Genomic DNA, 12,178 nt, shown 5'->3' with positions numbered 1-12,178 from the left:
GTCCGCACCCGCCGCGGTGCCGGGTGCCCGCGTGCGCCGTGGCCCCGCGGTTCCCGCGGTCCCGCGTGAGAAGTGCGGGGGGCGGGGAACGTTCGATGCATGACGGATACCCCCGGCGGCCGGCGGCCGGACCACAAGCGCCCCGACGACGTGCGGCAGGACGCGCTCCGGCCGGACGGGACGTTCCCGGAGGACGGACACCTCGCGGGCGGCGGCGCGCCGAAGGGCGAGGCGGCCTCCGACGACGGGGACAGCACCTTCACCGTGCTGGTCGCCGCCGGGGCGAACCTGGGCATCGCGCTGGCCAAGGCGGTGGCCGGCGTCATCAGCGGGTCCAGCGCCATGCTCTCCGAGGCCGCCCACTCCGTCGCCGACACCGTCACCGAGATCCTCCTGCTGGTCGCCCTGCGCCGCAGCGCCCACCCCGCCGACGAGGACCACCCCCTGGGACACGGCGCGGAACGGTACGTCTGGGCGCTGCTCGCCGCCGTGGCCACCTTCGTCGGCGGCGCCGTCTTCTCCTTCTACGACGGCGTGCACACGCTGGTGAAGGGGGAGGAACTCGGGAACCCGCTGGTCTCGTACATCGTGCTCGCGGTGGCGTTCGTGCTGGAGGGGATCTCCCTGCGGACCGGGCTGCGGCAGTCGCGCGGCGAGGCCCGGCGGCACGGGACGAGCTTCGAGCGGTACCTGCGCCACACCCCGGACACCGCCGTCAAGGCCGTGGTGATGGAGGACTCCGCCGCCCTGATCGGCCTCGCGCTGGCCGCGCTCGGCCTGCTGGGCGGTCAGCTCACCGGTTCGGGCGTGTGGGACGGCGTGGCCTCGCTGCTGATCGGCGTGCTGCTGCTCTACGTGGCCTGGGTGCTGGGGCGGTCCAACGTCGAACTGCTGGTGGGCCGCCCGCTGCCGCGTCCGGTCCGCGAGCGGATCCGGGAGGAGCTGCGGGCGGTGCCGCACATCGAGGAGGTGCTGGAGCTCACCACCCTGGTGCAGGGCCCGCGGGAGGCGCTGGTGGCGGCCAAGGTGGACTTCCGGGACGTCTCCAGCGCCGCCGAGGTCGAGCAGGCGTGCGACCTCGCGGAACGGCGGCTGCGGGAGACGTTCCCGGTGATCGGCCGGGTCTACCTGGACCCCACCCCGGGGCGGCGTCAGCCCTCGTAGAGCCCCGCCTCGCTGAGCAGGTAGGCGGTCATCGGGTCGTAGTACCGGGGGCTGTGGACATGGTCGTCGAGCGGCACGGCCACCTGGAGCGTGCCCTCGGCCTCCGCCACGAACAGCGCCGGGTCGTTGCAGTCGGCGTAGCCCACCGCGTCCACACCGTGCTGGGCCGCGGCGCCCGCCCAGCCGTGGTCGGCGACCACCAGATCCGGCAGCGGGCGGCCGTCCTCGCCCAGCGCGAAGAGAATGGCCCGCATCGGCTCGCCCGAGTGGGTGTGCCAGAGGTTCGCGCCACGCTCGACCACGGCGACGTCGGCGAACTGGACCACCCGGCCCTCCACCGTGCCCAGGTCCTCGGGGATCACCATGACCTCGCAGCCCGCCGCACGCAGCGCGGCCGCCGTGGCCCGGTGCACGTCCAGCAGGCCGCCGGGGTGCCCGGTGGCCAGCAGCACCCGCTGCCGGTCCTCCGCCGCCTTCCGCAGCCGGGCCGCCATCCGCTCCAGCCCGGACACCGTCAGCTCCGGGTCGATCGTGTCCTGCCCGACCCGGTGCGCCGGGTCGTCGTCCACCCCGACCCGCTCCGCCATCACGGCCAGCACGTCCTGTTCGTCGGCCCAGCGGTCGCCGAACTCCAGGCCGAACCAGTAGTAGCGGTCACCGTTGGCCAGGGCGCGGTAGTGGGACAGGTTGTTCTCGCGGGGCGTGGCGACGTCCCCCGCGATACGGGTACGCACGAGGTGGTCGATCAGCTCGTCACGGCTGGGCGTAGGGGTCCCGGGTATCGGCATGTCACCCATTCTGATGGAGGCCGTCCCGGACGTCCCGCGGATTGTCCACAGGCATCGAACCCGCGTCCGAGACCTGTGCCACGGTCGCCGTATGTCACGGCACCAGCTCGTCCAGCTCCAGCTCGATCCGCAACGGCACCGGCCGCCCGCAGGGACCCGCGGATGCGGACTCGGGAGAGGCCACCTCGACGCCGATTGTTGCGGAGGGATGAAATCCGCTCCGGCCGTCGTTGGTCCCTGGAGGAAGATCAGGACCGACGGAGGGCACCCCGAGTGACGGAGCGGCAACAGGAGAACGGACCCGGCTGGGCGCGCCGGCTGGCGGCCTACGCCTGGCGGCATCCGAAGGACGTGATCCTCGCCCTCGGCTCCTCCCTGGCCGGCATGGCGGTCATGGCGCTGATCCCGCTGATCACCAAGGTGATCATCGACGACGTGATCGGCGACCGGTCCCGCGAGATGGTCCACTGGGCGGGCCTGCTGATCGGCGCCGCGTTCGTCGTCTACGTGATGACCTACATCCGCCGCTACTACGGCGGACGCCTCGCCCTGGACGTGCAGCACGAACTGCGCACGGACATGTACCGCACCATCACCCGCCTCGACGGCCGCCGCCAGGACGAGCTGTCCACCGGCCAGGTGGTCGGGCGGGCGACCAGCGACCTCCAGCTGATCCAGGGCCTGCTCTTCATGCTGCCGATGACGATCGGCAACATCCTGCTCTTCCTCATCTCCCTGGGCATCATGGCCGCCCTGTCCCTCCCGCTGACCGCCGTCGCGGTCGCCGTGGCGCCCGCCCTGTGGTGGATCGCCCGCCGCAGCCGCACCAAGCTGCACCCGGCCACCTGGTACGCCCAGGCGCAGGCCGCCGCCGTCGCCGGAGTGGTCGACGGCGCCGTCACCGGCGTCCGCGTGGTGAAGGGCTTCGGCCAGGAGGAGCAGGAGACCGGCAAGCTCCGCGCCGTCGGCCGCCGCCTCTTCGCCGGGCGGCTGCGCACCATCAAGCTCAACGCCACCTACACCCCCGCCCTGCAGGCCGTGCCCGCCCTCGGGCAGGTCGCCATGCTGGCCCTCGGCGGCTGGCTCGCTGTCGAGGGGCACATCACGCTCGGCACCTTCGTCGCCTTCTCCGCCTACCTGGCCCAGCTGGTCTCGCCGGTCCGCATGCTCGCCATGGTGCTCACCGTCGGCCAGCAGGCCCGGGCCGGCACCGAACGCGTGCTGGAGCTGATCGACACCGAGCCGAGCTTCCGGGACGGCGCCGCCGAGCTGCCCGCCGACGCGCCCGCCACCGTCGAGTTCGACGACGTCTCGTTCTCCTACAACGACACCCGCCCCGTCCTGAACGGCCTGTCGTTCGCCGTACGCCCCGGCGAGACGCTGGCCGTGGTCGGCTCCTCCGGCTCCGGCAAGTCCACGGTCTCGCTGCTGCTGCCCCGCTTCTACGACGTCACCGGCGGCAGCGTCCGCATCGGCGGCCGCGACGTGCGGGAACTGACCCTGCGGTCGCTGCGCGCCGCGATCGGCATGGTGCCGGAGGACTCCTTCCTCTTCTCCGAGTCGGTCCGCGACAACATCGCCTACGGCCGCCCCGAGGCCACCGACGAGGAGGTCGAGCGGGCCGCCCGCGCGGCCCAGGCCCACGACTTCATCGCCGCGCTGCCCGAGGGCTACGCCACCAAGGTCGGCGAGCACGGCCTCACCCTCTCCGGCGGCCAGCGCCAGCGCGTCGCGCTGGCCCGCGCGATCCTCAGCGACCCGCGCCTGCTGGTCCTCGACGACGCCACCTCCGCCGTCGACGCCCGCGTCGAGCACGAGATCCACGAGGCGCTGCGGCACGTGATGGAGGGCCGCACGACCCTGCTCATCGCGCACCGCCGCTCCACCCTGAACCTGGCCGACCGCATCGCGGTCCTCGACGGCGGCCGCCTCGCCGACATCGGCACCCACGAGGAGCTCACCGCGCGCTGCGCCCTCTACCGCGGCCTGCTCACCGACCCCGACGAGCTCGGCGGAGTCTCCCCCGGCCACGTCCGTGCCGCGGACGGCCGGTCCGGCGACGAGGCCGTCGACACCACCGTCCGCGACGAGCTGGACGCGGAGTACGACGCCGAGCGCGGCGTCACCCCCCGCCTGTGGACGGGCGACCGCGAGCCGCGCGACCCCGCCCTCGAGGGCATGCCCGCCACACCGGAGCTGCTGGCCAAGGTCGACGCGCTGCCCCCCGCCACCGACACCCCGGAGGTCGACGAGGCCCGCGCCGTCCGGCCGGAGAAGGACTACAACCTCCGCCGCCTGCTGCGGGGCTTCGGCGGGGTGCTCACGGTCAGCCTGCTGCTGGTCGCCATCGACGCCGGCATGGGCCTGCTGCTCCCCGTCCTGATCCGCAACGGCATCGACGACGGCGTCCAGCGGGTCGCGCTCGGCGGCGTGTGGACGGCCTCGCTGATCGCGCTGGCCGTGGTGCTCACCCAGTGGGTGGCCCAGGTGGGCGAGATGCGGATGACCGGCCGGACCGGCGAACGGGTGCTCTACGCGCTCCGGCTGAAGATCTTCGCCCAGCTCCAGCGGCTCGGCCTGGACTACTACGAGCGCGAGCTCACCGGCCGGATCATGACGCGGATGACCACGGACGTGGACGCGCTGGCGACCTTCCTGCAGACCGGACTGGTCACCGCGTTCGTCTCGGTGGTCACCTTCTTCGGCATCATGGCCGCCCTGCTGGTGCTCGACGTCGAACTGGCGCTGATCGTCTTCGCGACGCTGCCCCCGCTGATCGTCTCCACCTACTTCTTCCGCCGGGCGAGCGTGAAGGCGTACGAGCTGGCCCGGGAGCGGGTCTCCACGGTCAACGCCGACCTCCAGGAGTCCGTCGCCGGGCTGCGCATCCTCCAGGCCTTCGGCCGCGAGGGATCCGGCGGCGAGCGGTTCGCCGAGCGCAGCGACCTGTACCGCCGGGCCCGCATCCGCGGACAGTGGCTGATCTCGGTGTACTTCCCGTTCGTGCAGTTCCTCGCCACGGTCGCCTCGGCGGCCGTGCTGTGGGCGGGCGCCGGGCGGATCGCCGCGGGCACCCTGACGGCGGGCGCACTGGTCGCCTACCTCCTCTACATCGACCTCTTCTTCGCGCCCGTGCAGCAGCTCTCGCAGGTCTTCGACGGGTACCAGCAGGCCTCTGTCTCGCTGGGCCGGGTCCAGGAGCTGCTGCGGGAGCCGACCTCCACCGAGGCCGCGGACAAGCCGGTGCCGGTGCGGAAGCTGGAAGGGGAGATCGTCTTCGAGGACGTCCACTTCGCCTACGGCGCGGAGGGTGCCGCCGCCGAGGGGCCGGACGACGACACCGGCGGCGGGAACGCGCTGACGGGCATCGACCTGCGGATCCCGGCCGGGCAGACGGTGGCCTTCGTCGGAGAGACCGGCGCGGGGAAGTCCACGCTGGTCAAGCTGGTCGCCCGCTACTACGACCCGGTCCGCGGGCGGGTCACCGCCGACGGCCACGACCTGCGCGCGCTGGACCTCACCGCATACCGGCAGCGGCTGGGCGTGGTGCCGCAGGAGGCCTACCTCTTCCCCGGCACGGTCCGGGACGCCATCGCCTACGGGCGGCCGGACGCGACCGACGCCGAGGTCGAGGCGGCGGCGCGGGCGGTCGGTGCGCACGAGATGATCGCGACGCTGGAGGGCGGCTACCTGCACGAGGTCGCCGAGCGGGGGCGGAACCTCTCCGCGGGCCAGCGGCAGCTGATCGCGCTGGCCCGGGCGGAGCTGGTGGACCCGGACGTGCTGCTGCTCGACGAGGCGACGGCGGCCCTCGACCTCGCCACGGAGGCGGCGGTCAACGCGGCCACCGAGAAGCTGGCCGGCCGCCGCACCACCCTGGTGGTGGCCCACCGGCTCACCACCGCGGCGCGCGCGGACCGGGTGATCGTCATGGACCACGGCCGCGTCGCCGAGGACGGCACCCACGACGAGCTGCTCGCCCGCGGCGGCCGCTACGCCGCCCTCTGGCAGACCTTCATCGGCGCCCCCGAGCCCGCCGCCGACCTCCGCTGACCGGGCGGCGGCACGGTATAGGGAACAGGGAACAGGGCGGCACCGTGGCGCGCGTCAGGGGCCGTCCGGGCCCCTCGCCGCGGACGCGTACGCCGCCGGGGAGGCACCGACGCAGGCGGTGAAGTCGCGGGTGAAGTGCGCCTGGTCGGCGTAGCCCAGTTCGGCGGCGAGGTCCGACCAGTTCTGCGGTGAGGCGGCCGCCCGGGCGGCCGCCTCCTGGATGCGGGCCCGCCGGATCACCCACTTGGGCCCGACGCCGACGTACGCGGCGAACAGCCGTTGCAGCCGGCGCACGCCCATGCCGGCGACGGCGGCCAGATCGCCGACCCGGAGCACGGCGGGGTCGGCCTCGACCGCCCCGACCAGCCGGGCCGCCGTGTCGACCCGGGGGTCGGGGGCGGGCCGGCAGGCGAGGGAGCCGGTTCCCGGGCGAGCAGGAACCGGTCGGCCGCGGCGCGGGGGTCCAGAACGGCGCGCCGTCGCGTTTGTTCAATATCCGTCATCGCCCTCATGCCTACCCTGCCTGACGACACGTGGAGAAGGGGACGACATGGAGACGAGATTCCTGATGGGCCGCGCCGCCGCGGTGGCGGTGGACATCGTCCGCGGGACCGGGCCGGACGCGTTCGACCTGCCCACGCCGTGTCCGGACATGAGGACCGGCGCGCTGGTGAACCACCTGATCCGATTCACCGGCGAACGGGCGCAGGCCGCGGGACGCAAGCAGTCCCCGTCGTCGGGGGACGAGGTCGCGCAGGACCACGACTTCACCGCGGAGCCGGACTGGGCCGAGAGGTACGCCGCCGAGGCCGCGGCGGCCGCAGCCGTCTGGAGCACTCCCGAGGCGTGGACCGGCGAGACGTCGCTGGCGGGGACCGCGCGGATGCCCGCCCGTTTCGTCGGAGGGATCGTGCTGGGGGAGTGGCTGCTGCACGGCTGGGACCTGGCGGTGGCCACCGGGCGGAAGCCGGCCGTGGACGAGGAACTCGCCGCGGCGCTGTACGAGGACATCGCCGGCAAGGCCGACATGGCGCGGAACTACGGGGTGTTCGGGCCCGAGGTCGCCGTGGAGCCGATCGCACCACTGTTCGACCGCGCCCTGGGACTGGCCGGCCGGGACCCGGCGTGGCGACGCCCGGCCGACCGGGAGTGAGGGGAGGGAGCAAGGGCGACCGGGCAGGCGCAGGTGCCGCTGCGTCAGGAGGAGCCCGGTGGTGCTCCGGTGCGCGTGCAGGCCTGGTGATGGAGCGGTGGCGCGGGTAGGTTCGGGCCACCTATGTCTCCCAGGGGAGGGTGCATGCGCAAGGCGCTCAGAGGGGCGATGGCACTCGGTGTGCTGATGGGCACGCTGGGCACGGCCGGGACGGCCACCGCCGTCCAGCCCGACGCCACCGACACCACCACCGCGGCCACGGCGGCCCAGGCCGCCGCCTCCGTGGACATCCTGGACCGGCTGCTCTCGATACCCGGGATGAGCCTGATCCAGGAGAAGCCGTACAGCGGCTACCGCTTCTTCGTGCTCAACTACACCCAGCCGGTGGACCACCGCGACCCGTCCAAGGGCACGTTCCAGCAGCGCATCACCCTGCTGCACAAGGACGTCTCGCGCCCGACGGTCTTCTACACCGGCGGCTACAGCGTCTCCACCAGCCCGAGCCGCCGTGAGCCGACCCAGATCGTCGACGGCAACCAGATCTCCATGGAGTACCGGTTCTTCTCGCCGTCCCGCCCGGACCCGGCCGACTGGTCGGACCTGGACATCTGGCAGGCGGCCAGCGACCAGCACCGCATCTTCCAGGCGCTCAAGCCGATCTACGCCGAGAACTGGCTGTCCACCGGCGGCTCCAAGGGCGGCATGACCGCCACGTACTACGAGCGCTTCTACCCGCGCGACATGGACGGCGTGGTCGCCTACGTCGCCCCCAACGACGTGGTGAACAAGGAGGACTCCGCCTACGACGCGTTCTTCGCCCGCGTCGGCACCAAGGAGTGCCGCGACCGCCTCAACGGCGTGCAGCGCGAGGCGCTGGTCCGCCGTGACGCGCTGATGAAGCGTTACGAGGCGGCCGCCGCGGAGAACGGCTGGACCTTCGACACGATCGGCTCCATGGACCGCGCCTACGAGGCCGTGGTGCTGGACTACGTGTGGGGCTTCTGGCAGTACAGCACCCTCGCCGACTGCGAGGCGATCCCGGCGGACGCGGCGAACGCCACCGACGAGGAGATCTGGAACTCGGTCGACACGATCTCCGGGTTCAGCTTCTACACCGACCAGGGCCTGAGCCCGTACACGCCGTACTACTACCAGGCCGGCACCCAGCTGGGCGCGCCCACGATCACCTTCCCGTACATCGAGGACGAGCTGATCCGCTACGGCTACCAGCCGCCGCGGAACTTCGTCCCGCGCTCGATCCCGATGTCGTTCCAGCCGTCGGCGATGCGCGACGTGGACAACTGGGTGCGCAAGAACGCCCGTCAGATGCTCTTCGTCTACGGGCAGAACGACCCGTGGGGCGCCGAGCGGTTCCACCTGAGCAAGGGCGCCAAGGACTCCTACGTGCTGACCGCGCCCGGGATGAACCACGGCGCGAACGTGGCCGGTCTGGTGCCCGAGGAGAAGGCGCTGGCCACCGCGCGCATCCTCGAGTGGGCCGGTGTCGCCCCGGCCTCCGTCCAGTCGGACCCGACCAAGGCGAAGCCGCTCGCGAAGTGGGACGCCAAGCTGGACAAGCGGGACGTGGAGCGGGAGCCGAACCTGCGCCCGTGACGACGCTCCCGGGCTGAGCCCGTGACGCGGCTCCCGGGCTGAGCTCCGGGGCTGTGTCCGACCCGCGTGGTGCGGGTCCGTCCGTACCCCGGTCCCGCACGACGCGGGGCCGGGGTACGGTCACACCCTGCGCGCGCAGCCCACCGGCAGGCTCCCGCCCAGCCGCACGTACAGCGCCGTGGACGACGGGCACCGGTCGCGGTCCGCGACCGCCCGGGTCACCTCGAACTCCGGCTTCCGCCCGCCCCGTCCGTCGCAGGCGGTCTCCCGGACCTCGCCCCCGCCGGCGGCGTAGAGGCAGTCGCCGACCACCGTGAGCGGGCCGCCCCCGCCGCCCGGGTCGCCCGGATGCGGCGGCTGGAGATTGCGCATGCAGGCGTAACCCCGCGGGGTGATCCCGTCGCCGTCCTCGTCCGAGGCGGAGTGCCGGTCGCTGACGTGCAGCACGAAGTCGGTGTCGGCCGGGCAGCGAGGCCCGCCGACGCGCCTCCCCTCGTGCCGGGCGGTCACCTTGGCCACCGCCCGCTCGCTGGTGCACGCCACCTCGCCGAAGCTCCGGGTCCCCGAGGTGCTGCACCGGCCCACCGCCAGGAACACCGGACCTTCGCCGGCCGCCGCGACCGTCGGCGACGAACGGGCCTCCACCCGCCCGTCGCCGGATCCCCCGGCCGGCGCGGTCCGCGCGCAGCCCGCCGCCGTCAGGACCACGAGCAGCAGCGCGCCCGCCACCCGCACAGCACCACGTCGCATCGATCCGTCCCCCCGCAGCAGCCTGCCCCGGGACGAGCGGGACGCGCCAGGCGTTCGGGAGGAAATGGGCCGACCGGAGCGGGTGGCGCGCCGACGGGCGCAGAGCGGGTACGGCGCATGACGGGCCACGGCCTACGGCTTCCTGCGGCCCCCGCCCACCCGCTGGACACCCGCTGCGCGCCACGCGCAGGCGCCCGCCGCCGCGCCGGCTCGCTGTCACCTGCCGCCGAGCTCGCCCGCCCGGCAGCGGTGCCGAGGCCCATCCGCCCCTGGACCGGCCCCGGCACCGCCGTTCCTCAGTAGCTCAGCCCGTGTCCGATCGGGAAGAGCACCTGGTCAGGGGCGTCCGCCCGCTGCACCGGCACCGGCAGCTTCCCGCTGGGTGAGACCCGCCCGGCGATGACCCGCGCCGCCGCCCGCACCTCGGTGTCCGTCCAGGAGTAGGAGGCCAGCACCGCCGGCACACCGTCCAGGTGCGCCACGTCGTACGGGTTGCGCACCGCCACCACGACGACCGGCTTCCCGGTCTCCTGCAGCCGCCGCACCAGCGTCTTCTGCGTGCTGCTCGCCGTGACGTTGTACGTGGCGACCACCACCGCGTCCGCGTCGGCGGCCGCCGTGACCGCGCCCGCGATGACGGTGGCGGAGGGCGCGGTCCCGGTGGTCAGGGCCGTGGTGGTGAAGCCGGACTCGGCGAGCGCCGCGGCGATCACCTTGGTGGTGGGGCCGTCGGACAGGGACGGGGAGGCCGGGTCGGGGCCGACCACCAGCAGCCTGCGGTGACGGAGCCGGTGCAGCGGCAGCAGGCCGCCCTCGTTGACCAGCAGCGTGGTCGTGTGGTCCGCGATCCGCTCGGCCGCCTTGTAATGGGCGCCGGTGCCCACCGCCTGGTCGACGCCGTGGTGGGTGACGTACGGGTCCTGGAAGAGGCCCAGCTTCGCCTTGAGGCGGAGGATCCGCAGGATCGATTCCTCCAGCCGGGCCTCGGTGAGCTCGCCGGACCGGACGGCGTCCAGCACCGCGTTCCAGGAGACGTTCAGGTCCGGGGGGTTGAGCAGCTGGTCGACGCCGGCCTGGACGGCCATCACCGCCACCCGCGCGTCGCCGTACTTGCTGCGCACACCCTGCATGCCGAGGGAGTCGGTGACGACCACGCCGTCGTAGCCGAGCTCCTCGCGCAGGATGCCGGTGAGGATCGGCCGGGAGAGGGTGGCCGGGTCGCCGGACGGGTCCAGCGCGGGAACCATCAGGTGGGCGGTCATGATGGAGTCGATCCCGGCCCGGATGGCCGCCCGGAACGGCGGGGCGTCCACCGTCTCCCACTCCTCGCGGCTGTGCGTGATGATCGGGAAGCCGTAGTGGCTGTCGACGGCGGTGTCGCCGTGGCCGGGGAAGTGCTTGGCGGTGGCCGCCACTCCGGAGTTCTGGTAGCCGACCACCTCGGCGGCGGCCAGCCGGGCCGCGGCCTGCGGGTCGGCGCCCAGCGAGCGCACGCCGATCACCGGGTTGGCCGGGTTGACGTTCACGTCGCATACCGTCGAGTAGTTCTGACGGATGCCCAGCGCGGCCAGCTCCGCGCCGGCCACCCGGCCCAGCGCCTTGGCGTCGGACTTCGATCCGCTCGCGCCCAGCGCCATCGCGCCCGGCAGCAGGGTGGCCGGCTTGCCGACCCGGGCGACGATGCCGTGCTCCTGGTCCGTGGCGATCAGCATCGGCAGCCCGCGGGGCAGGTCCAGGGAGGCCTTCTGGATGCCGTTGGAGAGGTCCGCGATCTGGTGCGGGTCGCGGGTGTTGTGGGCCCAGGCGAAGTAGATGATGCCGCCGAGCCGGTACTTCTCGATCAGTTCGGCCGCGGTGCGGACGCCGATCTCCTTGAGGTTGGCGTCGACGTCGGCCTGGTCCGGGGCGGTCGCCGAGTGGCCGTAGACCCGCATGACGAAGAGCTGGCCGACCTTCTCCTCCAGTGTCATCCGGGAGATGAGGGCGCGCAGTTGCTCGTCGTCCACGGTCGCCGGGTCGTCGGCGGCGAGGGCGGGGGTGCCGGCCGCCAGGACCGCGGCGATGCCCGCGGTGGCGGCGAGGACGGTGCGTCTTGAGGGCCGGGTCCTGCCCGAAGCGGTGTTTCCGGAACTACCCGTGCTGGAGTCGCGCACGTGCGCCCCTTCCTTGGATGAAGGAAACTTCCGAGGGGCCACGAATATCGGGGAAGTTTCTTTCGGTCAAGGGTCGCGGCACGATACGTGCCCGTGCGGCGCGGCGGACAGGGCCGGCGCGGGGGCGCTGCCGGGGCCTCCCGGGCGGGCGGGACGCCGGGCGGGCCGGGGCCTCCCGGGCCTCCGGGTACCGGGCGGGCCGGATCTGCCGTGCCGGTCACGGCGAACCGGAACCGCGCGGCGGGCGCGGTCCGCGGTGCGGCACGGCACGCGGCCGACGGCCGACCGTGGCGGACCGGGCCGCCGACCGTAGCCCCCGCCCGGCCCTGTCCGGACGGGCACGGTTCGGGCTCGGGCGCGGGGGCCGACAGGGGGCCCGGAGGCCCGGTGGGCCGTCACCGGCGCGCAGGAGGGGGCGGCGCGGTCGAGGGTGACGCCGAGCAGGACGATGGCGACGCCGGCCGCGAGGCCGGTGCCCAGTTCGCTCTTCTGGAGGCCGAAGA

At 73.6% G+C, this 12,178-nt stretch carries 8 protein-coding genes; 4 read left to right on the top strand and 4 right to left on the bottom strand.

The annotated features are described in order from the left end of the window. The first annotated feature begins 99 nt into the window (after positions 1-99). On the top strand, positions 100-1,164 hold the full coding sequence (locus ABT026_RS29875; RefSeq protein ID WP_351118317.1) for a cation diffusion facilitator family transporter: 1,065 nt from the start codon (positions 100-102) through the stop codon (positions 1,162-1,164). Here the strand turns inward: ABT026_RS29875 and ABT026_RS29870 are convergent. Further along, positions 1,152-1,952 carry a phosphatase gene (locus ABT026_RS29870; RefSeq protein WP_108955488.1) on the bottom strand — a complete coding sequence of 267 codons (801 nt, stop codon included), beginning with the start codon at positions 1,950-1,952 and terminating at the stop codon, positions 1,152-1,154. The genes ABT026_RS29875 and ABT026_RS29870 overlap by 13 nt on opposite strands. 162 nt (positions 1,953-2,114) lie before the next feature. Here ABT026_RS29870 and ABT026_RS29865 point away from each other — a divergent pair, with 162 nt between their 5' ends. After that, complete coding sequence (locus tag ABT026_RS29865; RefSeq protein WP_502968080.1) at positions 2,115-6,005, top strand: ABC transporter ATP-binding protein; 3,891 nt, start codon at positions 2,115-2,117, stop codon at positions 6,003-6,005. A 54-nt stretch (positions 6,006-6,059) separates the two neighbouring features. Here the strand turns inward: ABT026_RS29865 and ABT026_RS29860 are convergent, their stop codons facing one another. Then, positions 6,060-6,341, bottom strand: coding sequence for a helix-turn-helix domain-containing protein (locus ABT026_RS29860; protein ID WP_502968079.1), 282 nt, complete (start codon positions 6,339-6,341; stop codon positions 6,060-6,062). 214 nt (positions 6,342-6,555) lie between these two features. Between ABT026_RS29860 and ABT026_RS29855 the strand changes: the two genes are divergently transcribed. Together ABT026_RS29855 and ABT026_RS29850 are read left to right on the top strand one after the other, a co-directional pair. After that, positions 6,556-7,158: a TIGR03086 family metal-binding protein gene (locus ABT026_RS29855; RefSeq protein WP_351118315.1), complete on the top strand. Its 603-nt coding sequence runs from the start codon at positions 6,556-6,558 to the stop codon at positions 7,156-7,158. Between the two features lie 144 nt (positions 7,159-7,302). Next, positions 7,303-8,772 carry a S28 family serine protease gene (locus tag ABT026_RS29850; RefSeq protein WP_351118314.1) on the top strand — a complete coding sequence of 490 codons (1,470 nt, stop codon included), beginning with the start codon at positions 7,303-7,305 and terminating at the stop codon, positions 8,770-8,772. Between the two features lie 120 nt (positions 8,773-8,892). On the opposite strand, the gene ABT026_RS29845 is transcribed toward ABT026_RS29850, so the two are convergent. Further along, positions 8,893-9,522, bottom strand: coding sequence for a hypothetical protein (locus ABT026_RS29845; protein ID WP_351118313.1), 630 nt, complete (start codon positions 9,520-9,522; stop codon positions 8,893-8,895). A gap of 296 nt (positions 9,523-9,818) precedes the next feature. Further along, positions 9,819-11,675 carry a glycoside hydrolase family 3 protein gene (locus ABT026_RS29840; RefSeq protein ID WP_351118312.1) on the bottom strand — a complete coding sequence of 619 codons (1,857 nt, stop codon included), beginning with the start codon at positions 11,673-11,675 and terminating at the stop codon, positions 9,819-9,821. Between the last annotated feature and the right edge of the window lie 503 nt (positions 11,676-12,178).

The organism is Streptomyces sp. NPDC002734 (genome assembly GCF_040295685.1).
Taxonomy (GTDB): domain Bacteria; phylum Actinomycetota; class Actinomycetes; order Streptomycetales; family Streptomycetaceae; genus Streptomyces.
Note: the sequence above shows the minus strand (reverse complement) of the source record. Positions and strands in the feature narration are given on the sequence as shown.

Excerpts from the sequence above, each read along its gene's own strand:
- ABT026_RS29875 (WP_351118317.1), top strand. The coding sequence starts at position 100 with ATGACGGATACCCCCGGCGGCCGGCGGCCGGACCACAAGCGCCCCGAC.
- ABT026_RS29870 (WP_108955488.1), bottom strand. The coding sequence starts at position 1,952 with ATGCCGATACCCGGGACCCCTACGCCCAGCCGTGACGAGCTGATCGAC.
- ABT026_RS29865 (WP_502968080.1), top strand. The coding sequence starts at position 2,115 with ATGCGGACTCGGGAGAGGCCACCTCGACGCCGATTGTTGCGGAGGGAT.
- ABT026_RS29855 (WP_351118315.1), top strand. The coding sequence starts at position 6,556 with ATGGAGACGAGATTCCTGATGGGCCGCGCCGCCGCGGTGGCGGTGGAC.
- ABT026_RS29850 (WP_351118314.1), top strand. The coding sequence starts at position 7,303 with ATGCGCAAGGCGCTCAGAGGGGCGATGGCACTCGGTGTGCTGATGGGC.
- ABT026_RS29845 (WP_351118313.1), bottom strand. The coding sequence starts at position 9,522 with ATGCGACGTGGTGCTGTGCGGGTGGCGGGCGCGCTGCTGCTCGTGGTC.